25 protein-coding genes are annotated in these 20,958 nt (G+C 63.0%); all 25 read left to right on the forward strand.

From position 1 onward, the window contains the following. Nucleotide 1: 1 nt before the first annotated feature. The 25 genes from I9018_RS06130 to I9018_RS06250 all read left to right on the forward strand — a co-directional run bounded on the left by I9018_RS06130 (nt 2) and on the right by I9018_RS06250 (nt 20,954). Entirely contained in the window at nt 2–607 is a 606-nt protein-coding gene (locus I9018_RS06130; RefSeq protein WP_241108977.1) for a phage tail protein I, read from the forward strand. Further along, nucleotides 604–2,424, forward strand: a complete 1,821-nt coding sequence (locus I9018_RS06135; protein WP_241108978.1) for a phage tail protein — start codon at nt 604–606, stop codon at nt 2,422–2,424. The genes I9018_RS06130 and I9018_RS06135 overlap by 4 nt, the downstream gene beginning before the upstream one ends. 3 nt (nt 2,425–2,427) lie before the next feature. After that, nucleotides 2,428–2,961 carry a phage tail assembly chaperone gene (locus I9018_RS06140; protein WP_241108979.1) on the forward strand — a complete coding sequence of 178 codons (534 nt, stop codon included), beginning with the start codon at nt 2,428–2,430 and terminating at the stop codon, nt 2,959–2,961. Between the two features lie 97 nt (nt 2,962–3,058). Beyond that, nucleotides 3,059–4,222, forward strand: coding sequence for a phage tail sheath family protein (locus I9018_RS06145; protein ID WP_241108980.1), 1,164 nt, complete (start codon nt 3,059–3,061; stop codon nt 4,220–4,222). 12 nt (nt 4,223–4,234) lie between these two features. Then, nucleotides 4,235–4,744, forward strand: a complete 510-nt coding sequence (locus I9018_RS06150; RefSeq protein WP_022643387.1) for a phage major tail tube protein — start codon at nt 4,235–4,237, stop codon at nt 4,742–4,744. Between the two features lie 12 nt (nt 4,745–4,756). Continuing rightward, nucleotides 4,757–5,062: a phage tail assembly protein gene (locus tag I9018_RS06155; protein ID WP_022643388.1), complete on the forward strand. Its 306-nt coding sequence runs from the start codon at nt 4,757–4,759 to the stop codon at nt 5,060–5,062. Nucleotides 5,063–5,197: 135 nt separating this feature from the next. Then, nucleotides 5,198–7,786: a phage tail tape measure protein gene (locus tag I9018_RS06160; protein ID WP_241108981.1), complete on the forward strand. Its 2,589-nt coding sequence runs from the start codon at nt 5,198–5,200 to the stop codon at nt 7,784–7,786. A 9-nt stretch (nt 7,787–7,795) separates the two neighbouring features. Next, nucleotides 7,796–8,641 (forward strand): phage tail protein, encoded by an 846-nt coding sequence (locus I9018_RS06165; RefSeq protein ID WP_241108982.1) that lies wholly within the window; start codon nt 7,796–7,798, stop codon nt 8,639–8,641. Then, the gene (locus I9018_RS06170; RefSeq protein WP_022643394.1) at nt 8,616–8,822 is read left to right on the forward strand and encodes a tail protein X; all 207 of its coding nucleotides are present in this window, start codon (nt 8,616–8,618) and stop codon (nt 8,820–8,822) included. The genes I9018_RS06165 and I9018_RS06170 overlap by 26 nt, the downstream gene beginning before the upstream one ends. 58 nt (nt 8,823–8,880) lie before the next feature. After that, on the forward strand, nt 8,881–9,924 hold the full coding sequence (locus I9018_RS06175; RefSeq protein ID WP_241108983.1) for a contractile injection system protein, VgrG/Pvc8 family: 1,044 nt from the start codon (nt 8,881–8,883) through the stop codon (nt 9,922–9,924). A gap of 87 nt (nt 9,925–10,011) precedes the next feature. Continuing rightward, nucleotides 10,012–11,163 (forward strand): glycosyl hydrolase family 18 protein, encoded by a 1,152-nt coding sequence (locus tag I9018_RS06180; RefSeq protein WP_241108984.1) that lies wholly within the window; start codon nt 10,012–10,014, stop codon nt 11,161–11,163. A 51-nt stretch (nt 11,164–11,214) separates the two neighbouring features. After that, nucleotides 11,215–11,406, forward strand: a complete 192-nt coding sequence (locus tag I9018_RS06185) for a hypothetical protein (RefSeq protein ID WP_022643397.1) — start codon at nt 11,215–11,217, stop codon at nt 11,404–11,406. 91 nt (nt 11,407–11,497) lie between these two features. Next, nucleotides 11,498–11,989 carry a phage tail tube protein gene (locus I9018_RS06190; RefSeq protein ID WP_185700109.1) on the forward strand — a complete coding sequence of 164 codons (492 nt, stop codon included), beginning with the start codon at nt 11,498–11,500 and terminating at the stop codon, nt 11,987–11,989. Between the two features lie 8 nt (nt 11,990–11,997). After that, nucleotides 11,998–12,345, forward strand: coding sequence for a phage tail assembly chaperone family protein, TAC (locus I9018_RS06195; RefSeq protein WP_103324153.1), 348 nt, complete (start codon nt 11,998–12,000; stop codon nt 12,343–12,345). A 29-nt stretch (nt 12,346–12,374) separates the two neighbouring features. Further along, nucleotides 12,375–12,629, forward strand: a complete 255-nt coding sequence (locus I9018_RS06200) for a hypothetical protein (RefSeq protein WP_031321344.1) — start codon at nt 12,375–12,377, stop codon at nt 12,627–12,629. Between the two features lie 57 nt (nt 12,630–12,686). Beyond that, the gene (locus I9018_RS06205; protein ID WP_241108985.1) at nt 12,687–13,913 is read left to right on the forward strand and encodes a phage tail tape measure protein; all 1,227 of its coding nucleotides are present in this window, start codon (nt 12,687–12,689) and stop codon (nt 13,911–13,913) included. Nucleotides 13,914–13,951: 38 nt separating this feature from the next. Continuing rightward, nucleotides 13,952–14,290, forward strand: coding sequence for a phage tail protein (locus I9018_RS06210; RefSeq protein ID WP_022643403.1), 339 nt, complete (start codon nt 13,952–13,954; stop codon nt 14,288–14,290). Continuing rightward, nucleotides 14,287–15,339, forward strand: a complete 1,053-nt coding sequence (locus I9018_RS06215) for a pyocin knob domain-containing protein (RefSeq protein WP_241108986.1) — start codon at nt 14,287–14,289, stop codon at nt 15,337–15,339. Before I9018_RS06210 ends, I9018_RS06215 begins: the two co-directional genes overlap by 4 nt. Then, entirely contained in the window at nt 15,339–15,725 is a 387-nt protein-coding gene (locus I9018_RS06220; RefSeq protein ID WP_241108987.1) for a hypothetical protein, read from the forward strand. Before I9018_RS06215 ends, I9018_RS06220 begins: the two co-directional genes overlap by 1 nt. Next, on the forward strand, nt 15,691–15,861 hold the full coding sequence (locus tag I9018_RS06225) for a hypothetical protein (protein WP_241108988.1): 171 nt from the start codon (nt 15,691–15,693) through the stop codon (nt 15,859–15,861). The genes I9018_RS06220 and I9018_RS06225 overlap by 35 nt, the downstream gene beginning before the upstream one ends. 159 nt (nt 15,862–16,020) lie before the next feature. After that, the gene (locus I9018_RS06230; protein WP_241108989.1) at nt 16,021–18,081 is read left to right on the forward strand and encodes a pyocin knob domain-containing protein; all 2,061 of its coding nucleotides are present in this window, start codon (nt 16,021–16,023) and stop codon (nt 18,079–18,081) included. 46 nt (nt 18,082–18,127) lie between these two features. After that, entirely contained in the window at nt 18,128–18,811 is a 684-nt protein-coding gene (locus I9018_RS06235) for a phage minor tail protein L (RefSeq protein ID WP_053134540.1), read from the forward strand. Nucleotides 18,812–18,813: 2 nt separating this feature from the next. Next, entirely contained in the window at nt 18,814–19,590 is a 777-nt protein-coding gene (locus tag I9018_RS06240; RefSeq protein ID WP_241108990.1) for a Mov34/MPN/PAD-1 family protein, read from the forward strand. Nucleotides 19,591–19,645: 55 nt separating this feature from the next. Beyond that, nucleotides 19,646–20,281 (forward strand): tail assembly protein, encoded by a 636-nt coding sequence (locus I9018_RS06245; RefSeq protein WP_241108991.1) that lies wholly within the window; start codon nt 19,646–19,648, stop codon nt 20,279–20,281. 64 nt (nt 20,282–20,345) lie between these two features. Beyond that, nucleotides 20,346–20,954 (forward strand): tail assembly protein, encoded by a 609-nt coding sequence (locus I9018_RS06250; protein WP_241108992.1) that lies wholly within the window; start codon nt 20,346–20,348, stop codon nt 20,952–20,954. The last annotated feature ends 4 nt before the right edge of the window (nt 20,955–20,958 follow it).

The following is a 20,958-nucleotide window of genomic DNA, read 5'->3' on the forward strand; positions in this document are numbered from 1 at the left end:
CATGAGCAGCCTGCTGCCGATCAACGCCACCCCGCTGGAGCGCGCCCTGGCCGCCGCCAGCACCGGCGACACCGCCGTCGTCCTGCGTACCTTGTACAACCCCGACACCTGCCCGGCGCACCTGCTCTCGCAACTGGCCTGGGCCTGGTCGGTGGACCGCTGGGACCCGACCTGGTCCGAGACGGTCAAGCGCAACGCCATCAAGGCCTCGTTCTTCATCCATGCCCGCAAAGGCACCATCGGTGCGCTGCGCCGGGTGGTGGAACCTTTGGGCTACCTGATCGAAGTGGTCGAGTGGTGGCAGATGGTGCCCCAGGGCGAGCCGGGCACCTTCGCCCTGAAAGTCGGTGTGATGGAAAGCGGCATTTCCGAAGCGACTTACCAGGAGCTGACCCAACTGATCGACGACGCCAAGCCGGTCAGCCGCCATATGAGTGGCTTGGCCATCAGCCTGGAAACCGCCGGGACTATCGGTTACGGCGTCTTCCTGGAGCAGGGCGAAGAGCTCGACGTGTATCCCCCGGCATCTCGCGATATCGAAGTGATCGGCCGTTTGGCGCCGGTCGTGTGCATTGACGAAATAGACACCCTGGATGTGTACCCATGATTGATTCCAACAGTCAGTTCTTCGCCACCCTCACCGCGGTGGGCGAGGCGAAGCAGGCCAACGCCACCGCCCTGGGCATTCCCTGGACCTTCAAGGAGATGGCGGTGGGGGATGCCAATGGCACCGACCCCGTACCGAACAAGACGCAGACCAAGCTGATCAACGAATGGCGTCGGGCGCCGGTCAACCAAGTGCGAACCGACCCTGCCAACCCGAATGTCATCATCACCGAGCAGGTGATCCCCCCTGATGTCGGTGGGCACTGGATTCGTGAAATCGGCCTGTTCGATGCCGACGGTGACCTGGTGGCGGTGGCCAGCTGCGCCCCCACCTTCAAGCCTCTGTTGGCCCAGGGCACCGGCAAGACCCAGATCATCCGCATGAACTTCATCGTGTCGAACACCGCGCAGATCGTACTCAAGATCGATCCGTCGGTGGTGCTTGCGACCCGGCAGTATGTGGATGACTCGTTGGCCACAGCGCTGCCTGCGAACAAAACGCCAGGCACTTATCGGCAGGTCACCATCGACAAGCGTGGCATCGTTACAAGCGGAAGCAATCCAACGACCTTGGAGGGAAGCGGCATCACTGATGGGGTGACGAAAACCGAGCTGAGTAATGCAGTGAACGCTCTAGTTCCTAAGACCGGCGGCACCATGACCGGGTCCGTGATCTTGTCAAATGGCGGTGATGACACCCCCGAGTTCGGCTGGAAATCTCCCACCTGCGAAGCATTCATGGATGTGCTGACCAATCAGGTGCGCATTTCTGCAAATTATGGTGGGACCTTTCATACACCGCTCTTGCTGAACATTCCGGCGAAGGCAGCAAGCGTGTTCGGCTACGGCTTGTGGCATACCGGGAACTTTGACGCTTCGAAGAAAGCCGACGTGGCCACTACTTACACCCGCCTCGAAACTGATCAGCAAATCAACTACAGGGCGCTGCGCGACAAAATCACCACGGTGGGCATGGCGAGCAATGATCCGAATTTGCCGTACATGCACCGCGAAAGTGACGGCGTTGTTTATTACCTGCAACCCCGCCTTGGCTTTACCCCCGTTCAGCAGGGCGGCGGAACCGGTCAGCTAGCAAATAAGATCATGATTGGATGGTCTGCCCAGGGACTGAAAGCACAAGTTGATACGCTCGATCTTGGTCTGCTGTGGAATAGTCAAAACTTCAACCCAAACGACAAAGCAGACAAAGTCGCTACAACTAACGCGTTGGCGCAGTGCATCAAACTTGGGCAGTCTGTTCAGTCGGGGTCGAACCCTAGTTTTAGCTCCAGCGGATCTGGACCGATTGCGTATCTCTCGGGCGCAAGTGGAGCGGTAGAAATTCACAACGGCGGTGTTGCGAATGCATCTGCTGTCGCGATGTTCAATCGCATGGGAGTATTTGCCACGTACTTCGGCCTCGACACTGACAATCAACTCAAGGTCGGCGGCATTTCAATGGGCAATGTTGCCCACACGGTCTGGCACTCCGGCAATACGCCGAAGAACACCGCCTCGCTCGTACAGAACGGCTGGAAAAAGGACGCGGACACTGGAGAGATTGTTCAGTGGATTGAAGTCGTAATCGGTGAAATTTCAGGCAGCCGGATACAGTCCGTCGCGTGGCCTACTGCTTTCCCCAACGCCTTTCTCAATGCACAGGTCAGCTTTCGCCAGGGGGCATCAAACCTGCCGTGCAACATCGGCGCGGCTTATTCAAGCCCGACCCAAGCGGGGTGTGTTGTGCGCATAGATGAATGGAGTGGTATTGATCAGGGCACCTCTCTAACCCTGGTCGTCCAAGCAAGAGGATATTGATTTATGAGCATTTTCTTTCACGCAAAAACACTCGGTTTTTATGATGATGCCGTGCACGGAAGTCGGACTATTGTCGTTCCTGATCCTGATTGGAAATCAACTGGAGAGGCCGGAGAGTTTGCACCGCCGCTTGAGCAAGCCAACCCGGATTGCACGCTACCTCCGGCCGCCGAGCTTGTAGAGATAACGGAAAAACTCTACACGGAATTGTTCAGGGCACAGACAGCAGGGCAGCAAGTAATCGCTGCCGGAAAGGATGGGTATCCGACCCTGGTCCCGGTGCCGGGTCCAACTATCGAGGAGATGAAACAGCGCGAGCGACAGGCGAGGGATCGGGAGTTGCTTTCAACTGACCCGCTTGTCGCCCGACATCGTGATGAACTAGACGCAGGGGGCGCGACAAAGCTAACCACGGTGCAGTACAAGGAGTTGCAGGAGTATCGCCAGACCTTGCGAGACTGGCCTGATGCTCCGGACTTTCCCGATCGGGATAAACGGCCTCCGGCTCCTGACTGGCTTGTCGGTATGACCCCATAAACGCCCCGCACTGACGGGGCGTTTTCATTCCCGCGCTTCGGCGCCTGTTCCACCCACGGCCTCGCACATGCGGGGTCTTGTCTTTTTTGGAGACTCTATGAGCTTTTTCCACGGCGTCACCGTCACCAACGTGGACACCGGCGCACGCACCATCGCGCTGCCCACGTCCTCGATCATCGGCCTGGTGGACACCTTCACCGAGGGCCCGGGCGTCAGCGCCAAGGCCAATGACCTGCTGCTGATCACCAGCGAGCGCGAAGCCATTGCGGCCTGGGGCCCGAATGCCGCGATCACCAAGGCCTGCCAGGCCATCTACCAGCGGGCCAAGGCGGTGATCGTCGCCTGTGGCGTGACCAAGGTCGAGGATGCCGAGCAGCAGGCTTCGGCGATCATTGGCGGCGTCCTGGCCAACGGCAAGCGCACCGGCCTGCAAGCGCTGCTGGACGGCAAGAGCCGTTTCAACGCCCAGCCACGCCTGCTGGTGGCGCCCAAGCACAGTGCCACCCAGGCGGTCGGTACGGCCCTGGTGGGCCTGGCTGACAAGCTGCGCGGCCTGGCCATCATCGACGGCCCCAACAGCACCGATGAAGCGGCCATGGCCTACGCCAAGAACTTCGGCGCCAAGCGCGCGTTCATGGTCGATCCGGGCATCCAGTATTGGGACACCGCCGCCAGCGCCACCGTCGATGCCCCGGCCTCGGCCTGGGTCGCCGGCCTGTTCGCCTGGACCGACAACGAGTACGGCTTCTGGGCCTCGCCTTCGAACAAGGAGTTCGTCGGGGTCACCGGTACCTCCCGGGCCATCGAATTCCTGGACGGTGACGAGAGCTGCCGCGCCAACCTGCTGAACAACGCCAACATCACCACCATCATTCGTGATGCCGGCTTCCGCCTGTGGGGCAACCGCACGCTGTCCAGCGACCCCAAATGGGCCTTCGTCACCCGAGTGCGGACCATGGACATCGTCATGGACGCGATCCTCTACGGCCACAAGTGGGCAGTAGACCGCTCCATCACCGCCACCTATGTGAAGGACGTCACCGAGGGCCTGCAGGCCTTCATGCGCGATTTGAAGAACCAGGGCGCGATCATCAACTTCGAGGTCTATGCCGACCCTGAGTTGAACACCGCCAGCCAGCTGGAGCAGGGCAAGGTGTACTGGAACATCCGCTTCACCGATGTACCGCCTGCCGAGAACCCGAATTTCCGCGTCGAAGTCACCAACCAGTGGCTGACCGAAGTCCTCGATAAAACCGCTTAAGGAGCCGCAGCAATGGCAATGATTCCCGAAACCCTGGCGAACATGAACCTGTTCGTCGATGGCATCAGCTTTCAAGGCGACGTGCCGAGCCTGACCCTGCCCAAGCTCACCCTCAAGACCGAGGAACACCGGGTCGGCGGCATGGACCTGCCCATCGAGCTGGACATGGGCATGGAGAAGCAAGAGGCCGGCTTCACCACCACCGGTGTGCGCCGCGAATCCCTTAAGCTGTTCGGCCTGACCGACAGCAGCGCCTTCAACGGCGTGTTCCGTGGCGCCTTCAAGGGCCTCAAGGGCAAGACCACCCCGGTGATCGTGACCCTGCGCGGTTTGCTCAAGGAAGTCGACATGGGCGATTGGAAGTCCGGTGACAAGGCCGAGATCAAGCACAACGTCGCCGTGAGCTACTACAAGCTGGAAGTCGACGGGCGCCTGATCTACGAGATCGATGCCCTGGGCATGAAACGCGTGATCAACGGTGTCGACCAGCTCGCCGCCCAACGTTCGGCCCTGGGCCTGTAAGGAACTTCCTCGATGTCTGAAGCAATCAATGGCACGCCGTCCTGGATGGTGTTGAGCCCCGAGAACGTGGTGATCAGCCTCAGCAAGGCGGTGTCGATGAACGGCGTGCAGTGCGACAAGCTCACTCTGCGCGCGCCCACCGTGCGTGATATCCGCGCTGCCAACAGCGCGGCGGCCGGCGATGACGAACAGCGCGAGCTGATGCTGTTCGCCAGCCTGGCCGAGGTCGGCAGCAAGGACCTGGAGGGCCTGACCCTCAAGGACTACCAACGCCTGCAGGCCGGTTATTTTCGCCTGGTGCAAGACGACGAGCTTTGACCCGGCAGTGATGAAGGTGGCGGCGAAGCGGCTCGCTCGCGAGCTGCATTTTTGCGCTGAGGAAATCATGACCATGCGCTATTGCGACATGGTCTGGTGGCTCACGGATTGAGCCTGTCACCACGGGGGCGGCAAATGGCGAACAACACGCTGGTATCGACAGTGATAAAGATCGGCGGCGCCCTGGACGCGACCTGGGCTGCTGCCACCAAGACGGTGGAAGACCGGATCAAGGCGCTCGACGAGCAGGCCAGCAAGGCCCGGGGGCTGGCGACGGCCATCGGTGAAACCCAGCGCCTGCGCCGGGAGCTGAACCAGGCCCGCAAACAAGGCGCGCTCTGGGTCGGTGACTTGCAGGCCAAGCTGGACAGTAGCCTGGACGGATTGCGCAAGCAGGGCATCCAGGTACGCAAGCTAAACCAGGAGTACCAGGCCCTGGGCCGTGCGGCCCGGGGCCTTGAGCTCAGGGCCACGGGCCAGCGGCAGATCGAGCAGGGCAAGACGGACCTCAAGTCCAGCTACGAGCTGGCGAAAAAAGCCGTTGGGGCGCTGGCGGTGCCGGTCAAGATCAACGCCGACTACCAGGCGACGATCCGCGACATCGCCATCAAGGGCAATATCGCCAATACCCCGCAAGAGGCGCAGCTGGCACGCAATGTCCTCCAGGTTTCCCGGGATTCCGGGCTGGGTCGCGGCGAGGTCGCCAGCCTCATCGCCGGGATGACCGCCAATGGCACGTCGTTGGACAAGGCCCAGCAGTATGCCGGGCTGGCGGCCAAGTTCGTGGTTGGCCAGGGGACCGGCGTCGGCGACACCGCGACCCTGATCCGGGCCCTGGAGACGCAGGCCGGGATCACCGATCCCAAGACCCTGGAGCGGGCCCTGGAGGCCATGGCCCTGCAAGGCCAGGCGGGCAACTTCGAGGCGGCCGACATGGCCCGCTTGCTGCCCGACCTGCTGGAGAGCGCTGCGAAAATGAAGCTCACCGGCATGGATGCGGTGAGCCAGGTGGGGTCGATGCTGCAATTGCAGATGTCGACGGCCAACGGCGCCGATGAGGCCGCCGGCAACCTGAAGAAGTGGATGGGCGAGATTCGCTCACCGGCCACTGCCGCGGCTTATGCCAAGGCCGGCATCGACTATGAGGGATCGCTGCAGACCGGCCTGGAAAAAGGCATGTCGACCCTGGAGGCGAGCTTCGCCCTGGCCATGAAGTACATCCAGGTCACCGACCCGGCCAAGGCCGCGCAGATGACCGCGGCCCAGGCCCAGATCAGCCAGCAAACCGACCCGCAGAAGGCCCAGGCGATGCTGGCCGCCCTGGCGCAGTCGCTGCGCGGCGACAACCTGTTCGTCAACATGCAGGTCAATGCGGCGTTGCAGGCCTACGCCCAGGGCCAGGATGGGTACCAGAAGCTCAAGCAGGACTCGCTGACGGCCTCCGGCGTGCTGGACAAGAACCAGGCCGAGCGCCGGGGGACGTCGGCGCAGATCTGGAAGGAAGCCGATGGTGCGGTCGACAACCTGCAGCAGGCGTTCGGCCAGGCCCTGACCCCGGCCACGGACCGCTTGGGCCAGAGCATCACCTGGCTGGCGAACGGCATGACCGAGCTGACCCACCAGGCCGCTCCGGCGGTACTGGGGGTGACGGTCCTGGCCGGCAGCCTGCTGGCGCTGAAGAAGTTGCAAGCGGCCTACACCCTCGGCAAGGGCCTGTTCAACGTGGCCCGGGGCTCGATGATGGGCAACCCGGACTTCATCCAGAAGGTGCTGGTCACCAACCCGGGGGCACTGGGTGGCGGTGACTACGACATCGACACCAGCCGTGACAAGAAAGGAGGCAAGGGACGCAGAGGTGGTCGGGGCGCAAAACCCAAGGGTGGCTTGGCCAACAAGGCCGTCCAGAAGTTGAAGGACCTCCTTGGTTCAGGTAATGCGGGCAGGGCAGGCAAGGCGAGCAAGGGCGCCCTGGTCTTGGAAGCAGGAATCTCGGCGGTTAAAAACAGCGGTAATGTGATCAAGCCGCTGATCAAGGGCGGCAGCGTCCTGTCCGTGGCCGGCGCTGTCTATCAGGCAGCAGACACCTACCAGAATGCCAAGACCCGGGACGAGAAAGCCGAAGGTTATGGCAAGGCTGCCGGAGGCCTGGCCGGTGGCGTGCTGGGTGCAGCGGCAGGTGCTGTGGCCGGTGTTGCCGCCTCCGCCATGACCGGTGCCATGGTTGGCTCCGCGGTACCGGTACTCGGGACGGTCGTTGGTGGCATCGTTGGGGCTGGGGTGGGAATCCTGTCGGCCTGGGCTGGAACCGAAGCAGGTGGTTACCTGGGCAAGAAACTGTTCGGCGGCGATGACTCGCTCAAGTCGATGCCCGCCGCTGGCCCGCTGATGATGCGTGACGCCGGCAAGAACATCCCGCCGGTCATGGACGATATCGCCAACTCCTTCAAGAGCGGGCAGACCCCGCCGCTGATGGGCCAGGTGGTGCGTTCCATGCCGCCGGCGCCCGGCCCTTCGAGCACCCTGGCCGAACCCTTCAAGGCCCCCTTGGCGCCGGCGATCGAGCAGCAGTTCAGCTTTGCGCCGGCGATATCGGTCACGGTCCAGGGCGATGTCAAGGACCCGGCGCAACTGGCCCGGGAACTGGAGCCCTACCTGCGTTGGCAGTTCGACGAGTACAGCCGCCAGGCCTCGGCTCGCCAGCTGTCCGATGCACCTCACGTTTAAGGAGACGCCATGGCCTACATGGAACAGCTGCAATCGGGGTTGCAATCCCTGGTGGCGGCAGCGGAGGCGGGGCGGCGCAGCGCGGACGAGATGCTGGGCCCCATGAACGGGGCCATCGGCGATATCACCGGCGCCGCCCTGGAGCTGGAGAACCTGCCCGTGGTCGGGCCGCAAGTCGGCACCCGGCTGCGCCGCATCCTGCGCGGTATCGATGCCGCGCAAAGCCGGGTCGGCGAGGTGGCGGCCCAGTACAACCAGGCCGTCACGGTAGCCGGGCAGGTGCAACAGCGCCTCGGCGCCTTGCAAGAGCAGACGGCCAAGGTCGGGGCGGCGATCAACCGTATTGGCGGGCAGATCAGCCCGGCCCTGGGCACGATCTTTCCCAGCAGCCTGTTCGCTGCCAAGGAAACGCCCACCGCCGAAGCGGTCAAGCCGTTCCCGCACCTGCTGATCCTCCAGCCCCTGGGGGCTGCTTCCCAACCCTATTACTTCAACCTGGACACGGCGGCCTTCGATGAACTGCGGCGCCAGACCAGCTTTCGCTGGACTGGCCAGGAGCGCCTGGGGCGCAGCAGTGCCCAGCAGGCGGTGGGCCTGGGCGACGAACGCATCAGCCTCAAGGGTTCGATCTTCCCCGGGTTCAAGGGCGGACTGGGGCAGTTGCAGGCCTTGCGCAGCATCGGCCGGCAGTTGCGCCCCTTGAGCCTGACCACCGGCTACGGCGAGGTCCTGGGCACCTGGTGCCTGACCAGCATCGACGAAGACCAGGGCCACTTGCTGGCCGGCGGCATTCCACGCAAACAGGCCTTCTCACTGGAGTTCGTAAGCTATGGCGACGACTTGCAGAACCTCTGACGGCGATCTGCTCGACACCTTGTGCCAGCACTACTACGGGCATTTGAACGGCACCGTCGAGGCGGTGCTGGATGCCAACCAGGGCCTGGCCGACGAGCCCCAGCCATTGCGGGCCGGGGTGCTGATCCTGCTGCCGGACCTGCCGGCACCGGAGCAGGCGCTGGTCCAGCTATGGGACTGAGCCCTGGTCTCGCTCCTGCAAATTCCTTTACTGATCGGCACCCAGTGCGAGGCGTTTTATGACCCCAGAGTTTCGTATCGTTGCCGATGGCCGGGACATTACCAGCCAGATCAACGACCGGTTGCTGTCCCTGCGCACCTCGGACAAACCCGGCATGGAGTCGGACGAATTCGAGCTGCGCATCGACGACCGCGATCGTGCGGTGGCGCTGCCCAGCCGTGGTGCGAGCATCGAGGTGTTCATGGGGTATGCCGGCCAGGGGCTGACCCGCCTCGGGCGCTACACCGTGGATGAGGTGGTGGTCTCCGGGCCACCGGACACCCTGGAGATCCGCGGCAAGGCCAGCGACATGCGCGGCAGTGGCAAGACCACCCGCAGCGGCAGCTGGGAAGACGTACCGCTGCAACAAGTGGTCCGCGACCTGGCGGCCCGTAACGGCTGGACCCCGGTGTGCCCGGTGGCGCTCAAGGTCCTGCGGGTCGACCAGCTCAACGAGTCCGACTTCAACTTCATCACCCGCCTGGCCCGGCAATACGACTGCACCGCCAAGGTCGCCGAAGGCAAGTTGCTGGTGCTGCCGCGCCAGGCGGGACAGAGCGCCAGCGGCAAGGCCCTGGGCAAGGTCACCATCCACCGCCACGAGGTGAGCCGCTACCAGTTTCGCCTGGGCGACACCAGCAGCCACAAGGCGGTGCAGACCCGTCACCAGGACAAGAAGAGCGGCAAGCTGCAGGTGATCGAACTGGGTAACGACAGTGCCCCGCCCGGGGTGCCCGCGGTGCACACCGACCGGCATATCTACCCGAACAAATCCGCGGCAGAGCAGGCCGCCAAGGCGCGCCTGGCGGCGTTCAACCGCAGCACCGCGGCCCTGCGCCTGGATTTGCCCGGGCGCATCGACCTGTTCGCCGAACGCCTGATCGACGCCCAGGGTTTCAAGGCCGGGCTGGATGGCGAGTACCTGGTGGATTCGGTGGAGCAGGTCTTCAGCCCGTCGGGCTGGAGCACCACGGTGGAGTGTAATGGCGGCAAGCAGGGCAAGGCCCGGGCCAAGGGCAAGCCGAAACCCAAGGCCAAGCCGCTGAAGGTGCTGCAACTCTAGGTCGGCGGCGTCCGCTGCGAGCCTTTGGACGGTCCCTTTGCGGACGTCCGGTTTTTTTCCCGATGCGGTTCACCCGCAGGAGATTTCATGAATTCCAACTTCATCCAGCCGGCCTCGACGCGAGGCATCCGGCGGTTCTTGCGTGGCCTGCTTGGCGGCTGCGCCCTGGCACTGGCCAGTGCGGCCCAGGCCGCGCCCTTGGTCCTGGCCTACACCGACGGCCAGGTCGAGACCTCCTACAGCAACCTCAAGGCTTTTTATCGCAACCTCTCGGCCGTGGGCCTGGGCAGCACCTACGGCCTGACGGTCACCGGCCAGTTGCACCAGGAGGGCATGAACGACACCACCCGGCAGATCATCGCGTTCGCCAAGTCCAAGTCCTTGCCGCTGTACCCGACGGTATCGGACTACAACCAGGACATCGCGGCCTTCGACCCGGCCATTTCCCACTCTATCGTCAACAGCAAGGCCTTGAGTGCCAGCACCATCAAGCAGTTGGTGACGCTGGCCCGGGATAACGGGTTCGCCGGTATCAACCTGGACTTCGAACAGGTGGAACCGCGCAACGCCAAGGCGTTTTCCGCCTATGTCAAAGCCCTGGGCCAGGCCCTGCATGCCCAGGGGCGCAAGCTGATCATCAGCGTGCCGCCCAAGCTCGACGACCAGCAGCCCGAATACCTGCAAGGCTACGACTACCGGGCCTTGGCAGCAGCGGTGGATTACTTCCAGCTGATGACCTACGACCAGGTGGGCCCGGGCTGGAGCAGCGGCGGCTTCCACGGCGAAGTCTGGCCGGGCCCGGGCTCGGGCCTTGACTGGCAGCAAGCGCTGCTGGCCTACGCAGTGACGCGGGTACCGGCCGGCAAGCTGCTGTCCGGGCTGGCGGCCTACGGCCAGGACTACAGCATCGGCAATCGGGTGCACTGGTCGGCCTATGAGGAAATCATCGCCGAGCACAACGCCGTCACCCACCTGGACGCCCCCTCGGCCACTCCTTACGCCACCTGGGGTTCGGTCAACAGCTTCGCCGACGGCGTCGAGTGGAGTGCGGAGCGAGCACAGCCGGTGCTCTGGTATGAAGACGCCCAAAGCATTCGCAGCAAGGCCGCCCTGGTCAGGCGCCTGGGCCTGGGCGGCACCAGCGTCTGGGCCATGGGCTACGAAGACGCAAGTTTCTGGAGCGCACTGCAGGCCGGCCTGGCCAAGGCCCCGGCGTTGCTGCCCAGCGGACGCGAATGACGCAGTCCCGCGCTCGCCCAATAACCTTCGATGGATACGGAGCACCCAGCCATGAATGACGAAGAACTGGCGGCCATCAATCGCCTGATCGCCGCCCTCCAGGCCCAGGCCGATGGCCAGTCCGCCTTGAACGGCGCGATCCGCCTGCTGGCGCAGAGCAACCAGGCCCTGGTGGACCTGATCAAGAGCCGAGAACCGGACCCCAACGCGCCACCCTACCTGGACGGCTCGCCAACTCCCTGAGCCCTGGCCCCGGCGCCTTTGGTCCGCACCCGAGCAACACACCCTCGACCCGCCACCAGCGGGTTTTTCATTGTTTTCTGGAGAACACCCGATGTCGATTCTTACCCAAGGTACGCAAATCTTCGCCCTGGTCCCGCCTGTGACCGGCAGCGGCCCCTACACCGTGCTGGAAGTCGAGCACGTCACTTCCTTCGAGCCCGGCGGCGCGCCTGCCGAGCAGATCGAGGACACCACCCTCGACGCCCAGGAGCGCAGCTACAAGAAAGGCCTGCGTACCCCTGGCACCGCCAGCCTGGGGCTCAACGCCGACCCGGCCAACGCCAGCCATGTGCGCCTGCACCAGCTGTCCGAAGCCAATGGCGAGACCAGCATCAAGTGGGTCGTGGGCTGGTCCGACGGCAAGGGCGTCGCGCCGACCGTCAACGCCAAGGGCGATAACTTCGAGCTGCCCACCACCCGCACCTGGTTCGCCTTCGACGGCTACGTCTCGGACTTCCCGTTCAACTTCGCCCTCAACGCCGTGGTCACCACCACCGTGACCATCCAGCGCACCGGTGGCTCCACCTGGATCAAGAAGGCCTGAGCATCGCCATGAACCTCAAGCAACTCAAAGCCAAGGGCGGCATCGTCGATGCCCAGCCCGTGAAGAAGCAGGTGAGCTGGACTCACCTGGACAGCAAGACCGGCAAGGAGGTGACCGACACCTTCACCTTGCACATCCGCCGGCAGTCCTTCGGGGTCATCGAGCGATTGTTCGCCGACAGCGACAACGAGCAGAGCCGCAACGCCCGCTACATCGCCGCTTCGGTGGCACTGGGCACCGATGGCGGCGAGGCCCTGAGCTACGAGGATGCCTACGGCCTGGAGCCGACCCTGGGGTTTTTGATCCTCAATGCGGTCAATGAGGTCAACGGCACCGGCGGTGCGGCAAAAAACTGACGGCCGCCGATGAGTTCTGGCACGAGTTGGTGCTGAACGGAGTCGGCGGCCGGACGATTGCCGAAGCCAAGGAACGCATGACCTACCACGAAGCCCTGGCATGGGGACGCTATATCGACCGATATGGCTCCTTGCATACCGGTAGGCGGCTGGAGGCGGGCAGCGCCCTGGTGGCGTTGCAGACCCACCGGCTGGGCGGGGGCGTGGCGGAGTTGTTGGACTTCATGCCCCATGAACAACGTTTGGGCCTGTCGCTCGAACGCGCGATGAACGAGTGGCGCTGATTCCAGGCCACTTTTCCCGAACCCGTTTCGACGGGTTTTCATGACCCGGAGAACCCCATGGCAACAGCTTCCCAAGGGCTGGACCTGAGCGGCCTGGAGCGGGCCCTGGACAAGGCCCAGCGCATCACCGACCAGGCCATGCGCAACATGCAGCGGCGCATCGACGAGGCCGGCAAGAAAATCGCCGAGTCCATGACCCTGTCGTCCGCCTCGGCGCTGGACGCCAGCGCCAGTGCCTTCGACGACCTGCGCAAGGCCTATGACCCGGCCACCACCGCGGTCGACCAGTACCTCAAGAAACAGGGCAGCCTGGCGGCGTTGCTCAAGCAGAACAAAAGCGCTGAAACCGACTACGCGCAGACCCTGGAGCAGCAATACCAGCAAAGCGTGCCGCAAGTGCCCAGCACCTACACCGAACGGGCAGGGATTAGCTTTCCCCAAGGCGATGCCTATGGCCGGATCACCCAGGACAGCGACGACTATGCGACTCGGATCGAAGACCTGAAAAGCAAGAGCGACGATGCCAAGCAGCAGGTGCAGGGTGACTTTGCCCAGATGACCGAGTTGCTCGATGGCTGGAAGACTGGTGCGGTGTCCGCTTTCGAGGAGTACGTGAATAAGGGCAATGACGTGGCGGGCCAGACCAAGGCGGTCTTCACCAATGCCTTCCAGAAAATGGATGAGGCGATTGTGCAGTTCGCCACCACGGGCAAGTTTTCCTTTTCCGACTTCGCCAGTTCGGTACTCAAGGACATGGCAACCCTGGCGGCTAAGACGGCGGCCTCTGCTGGTTTGAGCTGGATGTTCGGTCTAGCCAAGACGGCGGTTTCGAGCTTCTTTCCCAGCGCCGCCCCTGCGGCACAGTCGTTCTCGCTTGGCGGTGCCACCACCGTTTTTAACCCCCAGCTCGATGTATCCAACGTGCACTATGCCAAGGGCGGGGTCTTCAGCAACACCGTGGCCAGCGCTCCGACCCTGGCGCCCATGGCCTTGTTCGGCGAAGCCGGGCCCGAGGCGATCATGCCCCTGAGCCGGGGCGCCGATGGTTCCCTGGGCGTGGTGGCGCTGGGGGGCGCACCGGCCGGCAGCACCAGCAACCAGCAGGTGGTGATCCAGCAGACCATCAACGTCGGCGAAGGCCAGGGCGCTGCCCAGGGAGCCGGCGCCAACCAGCAGAACCTCGCCAACGCCTATGCCAGCGCCGCCCGACAAGGCGCTGCCGAACAGATCGCCCGTGACCTGAAGCCGGGCGGCCAGATCTGGTCCGTCATCAACGGCCGCTGATACCCAGCGGCCGCGACGGCTCACGCCCGGAGAAAAGCATGACCATCGAAACCTTCGCCTGGGTGCCCAAGGTGGAACCCGTGGGCACCGTCGAATTCCGCCTCAAGTCGGCCCGCTTCGGCGACGGCTACCAGCAGGTGGTCCAGGACGGCATCAACAACAAGACCCAGTCCTGGCCGCTGACCTTCGTCGGCGACGAAAGCCGGATCAAGCCGATCATCGCCTTCATCGACGCCCATCGCGGCGCCACGCCGTTCTACTGGACCCCACCCCTGGGAGAGCAGGGACTGTACCGCTGCAAGACCTACCAGCCCTCGCCGTTGGGCGCAGGGATGTACACCCTCAGCGCCACCTTCGAACAGGCCTTCCATCCATGACCCTCAAAACCATCAAGGCGGGCGCCCAGCCCAACGATGGCACCGGCGACAACCTGCGCAGCGGTGCCCAGATCATCAATGAGAACTTTGCCGTGCTGGATCAGCGAGCAGTGGCTGCTGATGTACAGCTTGCCAAGCTCAATGGCATGACCCAGGAGCTTTACGGGCTTACTACGGGGCAGGGACATGAGGAAGCCGTAAAGGCAATCCTGCTCAAGTACGGCATTGGCACGACCATTCTGGATGTAGGCGAAGACCTCCTGGATTGGATCAGCGTAACCTGCGCAGCCCTGGTCCGGAACAAAGGGCAATCGCGGCTCCCTACCGCTGCTGACCATTACGTGGTGACGTACCCGGTTAATGCGACCTACCTCGGACAGACCGCCATCAACTTCACAACTGGTCAGTTCTACACCCGGATCAAGGCGGGCGGCTGGGGCGGCTGGCGTGAGTTTCTGATCAAGGGGGACTACGGCGTCGGGTCCACGAATAACGCCCTGTACGTCGGGAACACCGCCAGCCCGGACGACTACACGACGGGCGGCTATGTCACCGGCCAGTTCAACATATACGGCTGGAAGGTTGGAGCACTTGTTACACAAGGCGGGAGCAGCGCGACTACCGTCTCGCAACAATTCACGGATTACGCAACGGGGAAAATGTTCACCAGGGGGAAGCCAAACGGAACCTGGACCCCGTGGCAAACCGTACTCTACGACGGGGACGAGGCACAGTACATCGAGAACGCCAATGGCAGGGCTATCAAGCACAAGTGCGGAGCGCTGCAATGCTGGTTTAGTTCTGGGTCAACAGGGGCTACAACGATTCCGATTGGGTCGCTATTCGGCTCGCCTCAGTACACCTATACGTTCCCTGTTCCGTTCGTTTCGGCCCCCGTCGTTGTCTGGAGCACAGCCGACGAGGCGGGCGCGCTCGTGTGGGGGGTTCACGCAGCATCTAACGATACGATCACCATCGGGAACCTCGTTTCGGTTGGGAGCGGCGCAACTGCACGCCCTCAATACTTCGCCACAGGACGCTGGAAATAATGATCGACATCCGCTTTTCACCCATCGCATCGACCGCCCTTGAGCCGCTCAAGTCGCTATCCGTCAAGGGTTACGTCATCACGCTCAACGGCGAGGTGTTCGACTTCACCGAGCTACAGCCTGGCTACCAGCTTGAACAGGTCGACATTGAGTCGGACTGGTTTGTTGATCGCGCCGTCATGTCGCTTGACGGCGTGCTGTCCGTGGCGATCCTCATGCCCTACGACGAAGCCACGGCCACCGATGCCATCCGCTTCCCTGAGCCTGTGACCGTCACCGCGGCCGGCCCGGTGGATATCCCCACCGATCACCCCGCACAGCCCCCCGTAACTCCAACCGTCGAGGACGACCATGGACTTCTCGCAGAGCAAGAAAACCTTCACTGAGCAGGACCGGAAAGCCAACGAGGCCCGGGAATACCTGCGCCAGACCGACTGGCTGGTGGTGCGAAAACTTGAGACCGGCAAAGAACTCCCGGCAGATATCGCAGAGAAACGTGCCAAGGCTCGCAGCCTGATCTAGGCGCAGCCAGAGCCCACCCCACCCGCCAGCGTGCGGGTTTCTTTTTGCCTTGTGCAAAGCCCTGGTGACCATCGTCGGACTGGCCTCCTGATCGGCTGCTCCTGACCACCGAGTAGAGGGCAAGCCCCTCAGTACCCATCTTTAGCAGGCTGTTCATCCATGACCCTCAGAACCATCAAGACGGGCGCCCAGCCCAACGATGGCACCGGCGACAATCTGCGCACCGGTGCCCAGATCATCAATGAGAACTTTGCCGAGCTGGATCAGCGAGCGGTTCTGGCCAGTACTGAGATCGGTAAGCTCGATGCCCTGACCAAGGCGCTTGCAGACAAGACCGGACCTGGTCTCGACCCTGCTGTGCGAGCGATTCTTGCACGCTGGGGGCTAGGAGATTCGGTAACGACTCTTGAAGAGCGCCTGCTTAGCTGGATCACGGTTTCCGCATTGGTGTTTGTGTTCCCTCAAAACGGGCAGAACTCCTTGCCTACGAGGGAGACGGGGTACTACGTCGTGCATTTGCAAAACGCCGACCCCAAATATGCGGCCCAATTGGCTTTTAACGGTTCTATTGGCGTCATGTTCCGTCGGGTCAAGGCCGGTGATGCATGGACGCCGTGGACTCGGCTGATGCAACAAGGTGATTTTGGAGTCGGGTCCAAGGACGATGCCGCTTACGTAGGTAACAACCTAAACCCCAACGACTATCTCACTGGCGGTGACGTAGTGGGCCAGTTCAACATGGACGGTACGTTGAGAACCGGTGCCCTGATCGTACAGGCTGGTAGCAACGCCACGGCGTGCGCGCAGCAGTTTGTAGACTGGGCGTCGGGCCGCATGTACAGCCGTGGAAAGTCTGGTAGTGCTTGGACCAAGTGGCGCTTTACTGTTTCGGTCGGTGACTTCGGGCTTGGAGCCAGAGCGCTAGAAGGTCCGGGAGCCCCAGATATGGACGCTCCCATCGGAGCCGGTTTCTATGGGTGGACAAAAAGCTATAAGGGCGCGCCATCAACCATTTCCAATGGTGAATACATCCATTTGCCCGGTAATGATGACTACGCATCCCAGATAGCGGCCTCGCATGACTCCGACAACCTGTGGTACCGCCGCAAGACCGCGAGTTGGCAGACGTGGAAGCGGTTCATGATGGAGGGGACCCGCCTGCCTCGAAACTCCAACGTTGACTTGAACAACCTCACGTCAAGGACCGAGATCTGGTGCGACTCCAATTGCATGAACCTTCCACTGCCAGGGGACTGGATAGTCGAAGTCTTCTCTCTGGACGCCGGAATCGGCGATTACGTGCTGCAACGAGCAACATTCACCGTCGGTTCGACTGTGCCTGTCTTCCATCGCAGGCGTGTAGCTGGTGTGTGGGGCGCGTGGTTCCAGGGTGAGGATTCATCCGTCGTAATGAACGACATGAACGCTGTCGTTTCATCGGGTAAATACAGGATCACCGCTTCTACGCTCAATACGCCGTTTCCAAACATGTGGGGCACGGTTGATGTAAGCATGTACGACGCAACCAACTGGACTCAGTTGTTGGTTAGCACCTCGGATGGGACGGTCTATTCCAGGAACTTGATCAACGGCAGCATCGGCCAGTGGCATGCCTGCATCAAGCAAGGCGACTATGGAGTCACTGGTTCTATCCAGCGGGTGTCCGGCGCTGATGCCAATAACTTGCCCAAGAGTTCAGGAAAATTCTGGATCGATGGATCGGGAGTCAACCAACCTACTGCAGGGGCTGACTACTTTATCGATCAGACCTATATCAGCGATATGTGGATCACCCAGCTGGCTATTGGACTACAGGCGAGGGGGATCTGGTCCAGGGTCAAGAACGATCCGGCTGGATGGTCGCCCTGGACTCAAGTCGGTGGTTCCAAGGTATGGGTGAGCGATTGGAGGAAGTTTACGGCCAATGGGCAGTCGTCCTTCGTGCATAACCTGGGCGCTATCTCGACAACGATCACCTGGGAGATCCGGTTGACCGTCGTGACTGCGGGGTACCCGGCAGGAACCGTGCTGAGGCACGAATTCAATGTGAACCCCGCCTATCCGACTGGCCTGACGACCTACGATCTGGGGGCTAACCAGTTTGCGGCGAAGATGACCAATGGAGCCAACCTCGGTTGTGTCGTCGACAGGAACACCGGGGCTTCCACCTGGCTGCCCTGGGCCAACTGCGAAGTCCGCGCAATTGTGACCGCCGCCTGAACCAACCCGCCATCGCGCGGGTTTCTTTTTGCCTTGAGGAAACACGATGCCAATTACGGCCGATATCCAGACCCTGGAGCCTGGCGCGTGGGTGGAGCTTTTCGAGCTCGACGCCACCAGCCTCGGCGCCGAACTCTACCGTTTTCACGGTTACCCCCAGCAGTCGTCGATCTTCTGGCAGGGGCTCGAGTATTCCCCCTGGCCGATCCAGGCCGAGGGCTTCGAAATGACCGGCAAGGGCTCGCAGCCGACCCCGACCCTGTCGGTGGGCAACGTCGATGGTTTCATCACCGCCCTGGTGCTGTATTTCGAAGACCTGGTAGGGGCCCGGCTGATTCGCCACCGGACCCTGGGCAAGTACCTGGACGGCCAGCCCGAGGCCGATCCCGAGGAGGAGCTGCCGCCGGACATCTGGTACGTCGAGCGCAAGGTCGCCGAAGACAACGAGGTGGTGCAGTTCGAGCTGTCCAGTGCCCTGGACTTCAACGGCGTGCAGCTGCCACGGCGGCAGATCGTCGCCAACGTCTGCTGGTGGCTCAGCTGCGGCGGTTATCGCGGCCCTTACTGTGGCTACAACGGCGGCCCGGTGGCGGACGTCAACGACGTGATCGTCACTGATGCCGCCAAGGATAAATGCGGCGGGCGCCTGAGCAGCTGCAAGCTGCGTTTCGGCGAGAACAACCCGCTGCCCTACGGTTCGTTTCCTGCGGCGGGCCTGCTACGGAGCTGAACATGAACAAGGCGAACCTTGCGGCCATCGAGCGCCACGCCCTGGCCGAATACCCCCGCGAGTGCTGCGGGTTGCTGATTCGCGAAGGTCGGCGGCGGGTCTATGTACCGTGTCGCAATACCGCCGCCACCCCCAGCGAGCACTTTCGCCTGGCTCCTGCGGACTACGCGGCAGCCGAGGAGCGCGGCGAGGTGCTGGCGGTGATCCACAGCCACCCGGATTACCCGGCCACGCCCAGCGAGGCGGACCGGGTGGCCTGCGAGGCCTCCGGGTTGCCCTGGCACATCGTCCAGGTGCTGGCGGACGACGCCGGCCAGCCGCGTATTGGCCAGTGGGCCCAACTGGCGCCCAACGGCTACCAGGCACCCTTGGTTGGCCGGGCCTTCGCCCATGGCGTGCACGACTGCCTGAGCATCATCCTCGACTACTACCGGCGCGAGCTGGGCATCGAGCTGGGCAACTACCAGCGCGAGGACGGCTGGTGGGACAAGGGCGGCAACCTCTACCTGGAGCACTTGCCCGAGGCCGGTTTCGAGCGGGTAGGGGACCTGCGCCAGGGCGACGTGGTGTTGATGCAGATCCGCTCGCCAGTACCCAACCACGCGGCCATCTACCTGGCCGACGGCGTGCTCAAGAGTGAGCCGGCGCACTACCCGGCGCCGGGCTCCATCCTGCACCACCTCTATGGCCGCGACAGCAAGCGCGACACCTATGGCGGCTACTGGGACGAGGTCACGGTCAGCATCTGGCGCCATCGCCAGCTCATGGCGTCGGCTTGAGGCCGCTGCCTTTCCCGGCTGCCAACCGGGGATCTTTCTTCCTGGGAGTCATGTGATGAATCAGCAAAAAGTCCGGATCGTGCGTTTGTACGGCTCGCTGGGAGCCCGCTTCGGCCGGGTGCATCGGTTGGCGGTGGGCAGTGCTGCGGAGGCGATCCGCGCCTTGTGCGTGCTGGTGCCGGGATTCGAGGCTTTCCTGATGGAGTCCAAGGATCGCGGGGTGACCTATTCGCTGTTCCTCGGGCGCGACAACCTGGGCCAGGATCGCCTGCACGCTCCCTGCGGCAACAGCGATATCCGCATTGCCCCGCTGCTCATCGGCAGCAAGCGCTCGGGCGGGTTGCAGACCATCATCGGCGTCGCCCTGGTGGTGGCAGCCTCCTATTTCACCGGTGGCATAGCCGCCACTGGCAGTACTGCCTCAGGCCTGATCGGCACCGGCGCTTCCAGCGGCTGGACTTTCGCCGCCAGCATGGGCATTTCCCTGGCCATGGGCGGGGTGATGCAGATGATGTCGCCGCAGCTCAAGGGCCTGGGGGCCATGGACCGTCCCGACAATCGTGCCAACTACAGCTTCAACGGCCCGGTCAACACCACGGCCCAGGGCAACCCGGTGGGCCTGCTCTATGGCCAGTTGATCGTCGGCAGCTCGGTGATCAGCGCCGGCATCTACGCCCAGGACCAGCTCTGAAACAGCGGTCTGCGTTGTCCATCCAAACCCGCCGCAGCGGGTTTTTTATCGCCAGGAGAACCCCATGGGCTTGGCCGTAGAACCACAAAAGATGCAAACCGTGCTGCTGTCCGGCTCCCTGGCACGGCTGTTCGGGCGTGAACACCGGGTGGCCATCAGCGCAGGCTTCAAGGACGTGATGGGTTACTTCCGGCAGTTCCCGGGTTTTGAGCGCTACATGGTGCAAAGCGCCGACAAGGGCCTGCGTTTTGCCGTGTTCAACGGCCGGCGCAACCTGTCCGAGACCGATATCCACCAGCCCCTGGGCAAGCAGGTGATCCGCATCGCCCCGGTGCTCGGCGGCTCCAAGCGCGCTGGGGGCCTGCAGACCATCCTCGGCGCGGTGTTGATGGCCGTGGCCTACTACAACCCCTTCGGCTTTCTCACCGGCCCGGCAGTCACTGCCATGATGATGACCGGAGCGACCATGGTGATGGGCGGCGTGACGCAGATGCTCGCGCCCATGCCCAAGGGCCTGGGCGCCCAGGAGCGTCCGGAAAACCGCCCCAGCTACAGCTTCAACGGGCCAATCAACACCACGGCCCAGGGCAATCCGGTGGGCCTGCTCTATGGTCAGTTGACCATCGGCAGCACCGTGATCAGCTCCGGCATCTACGCCCAGGACCAACTCTAAGCAT

This window comes from Pseudomonas sp. MPFS (assembly GCF_022537035.1).
Taxonomy (GTDB): domain Bacteria; phylum Pseudomonadota; class Gammaproteobacteria; order Pseudomonadales; family Pseudomonadaceae; genus Aquipseudomonas; species Aquipseudomonas sessilinigenes.

Bases quoted from the DNA above. Each gene is read 5' to 3' on its own strand.
- I9018_RS06160 (WP_241108981.1), top strand. From the start codon at position 5,198: ATGGCGAACAACACGCTGGTATCGACAGTGATAAAGATCGGCGGCGCC.
- I9018_RS06215 (WP_241108986.1), top strand. From the start codon at position 14,287: ATGACCCTCAAAACCATCAAGGCGGGCGCCCAGCCCAACGATGGCACC.
- I9018_RS06230 (WP_241108989.1), top strand. From the start codon at position 16,021: ATGACCCTCAGAACCATCAAGACGGGCGCCCAGCCCAACGATGGCACC.
- I9018_RS06210 (WP_022643403.1), top strand. From the start codon at position 13,952: ATGACCATCGAAACCTTCGCCTGGGTGCCCAAGGTGGAACCCGTGGGC.
- I9018_RS06180 (WP_241108984.1), top strand. From the start codon at position 10,012: ATGAATTCCAACTTCATCCAGCCGGCCTCGACGCGAGGCATCCGGCGG.
- I9018_RS06145 (WP_241108980.1), top strand. From the start codon at position 3,059: ATGAGCTTTTTCCACGGCGTCACCGTCACCAACGTGGACACCGGCGCA.
- I9018_RS06135 (WP_241108978.1), top strand. From the start codon at position 604: ATGATTGATTCCAACAGTCAGTTCTTCGCCACCCTCACCGCGGTGGGC.
- I9018_RS06235 (WP_053134540.1), top strand. From the start codon at position 18,128: ATGCCAATTACGGCCGATATCCAGACCCTGGAGCCTGGCGCGTGGGTG.
- I9018_RS06240 (WP_241108990.1), top strand. From the start codon at position 18,814: ATGAACAAGGCGAACCTTGCGGCCATCGAGCGCCACGCCCTGGCCGAA.
- I9018_RS06130 (WP_241108977.1), top strand. From the start codon at position 2: ATGAGCAGCCTGCTGCCGATCAACGCCACCCCGCTGGAGCGCGCCCTG.
- I9018_RS06140 (WP_241108979.1), top strand. From the start codon at position 2,428: ATGAGCATTTTCTTTCACGCAAAAACACTCGGTTTTTATGATGATGCC.
- I9018_RS06150 (WP_022643387.1), top strand. From the start codon at position 4,235: ATGGCAATGATTCCCGAAACCCTGGCGAACATGAACCTGTTCGTCGAT.
- I9018_RS06205 (WP_241108985.1), top strand. From the start codon at position 12,687: ATGGCAACAGCTTCCCAAGGGCTGGACCTGAGCGGCCTGGAGCGGGCC.
- I9018_RS06175 (WP_241108983.1), top strand. From the start codon at position 8,881: ATGACCCCAGAGTTTCGTATCGTTGCCGATGGCCGGGACATTACCAGC.
- I9018_RS06245 (WP_241108991.1), top strand. From the start codon at position 19,646: ATGAATCAGCAAAAAGTCCGGATCGTGCGTTTGTACGGCTCGCTGGGA.
- I9018_RS06195 (WP_103324153.1), top strand. From the start codon at position 11,998: ATGAACCTCAAGCAACTCAAAGCCAAGGGCGGCATCGTCGATGCCCAG.
- I9018_RS06250 (WP_241108992.1), top strand. From the start codon at position 20,346: ATGGGCTTGGCCGTAGAACCACAAAAGATGCAAACCGTGCTGCTGTCC.
- I9018_RS06190 (WP_185700109.1), top strand. From the start codon at position 11,498: ATGTCGATTCTTACCCAAGGTACGCAAATCTTCGCCCTGGTCCCGCCT.
- I9018_RS06170 (WP_022643394.1), top strand. From the start codon at position 8,616: ATGGCGACGACTTGCAGAACCTCTGACGGCGATCTGCTCGACACCTTG.
- I9018_RS06220 (WP_241108987.1), top strand. From the start codon at position 15,339: ATGATCGACATCCGCTTTTCACCCATCGCATCGACCGCCCTTGAGCCG.
- I9018_RS06155 (WP_022643388.1), top strand. From the start codon at position 4,757: ATGTCTGAAGCAATCAATGGCACGCCGTCCTGGATGGTGTTGAGCCCC.
- I9018_RS06225 (WP_241108988.1), top strand. From the start codon at position 15,691: ATGGACTTCTCGCAGAGCAAGAAAACCTTCACTGAGCAGGACCGGAAA.
- I9018_RS06165 (WP_241108982.1), top strand. From the start codon at position 7,796: ATGGCCTACATGGAACAGCTGCAATCGGGGTTGCAATCCCTGGTGGCG.
- I9018_RS06185 (WP_022643397.1), top strand. From the start codon at position 11,215: ATGAATGACGAAGAACTGGCGGCCATCAATCGCCTGATCGCCGCCCTC.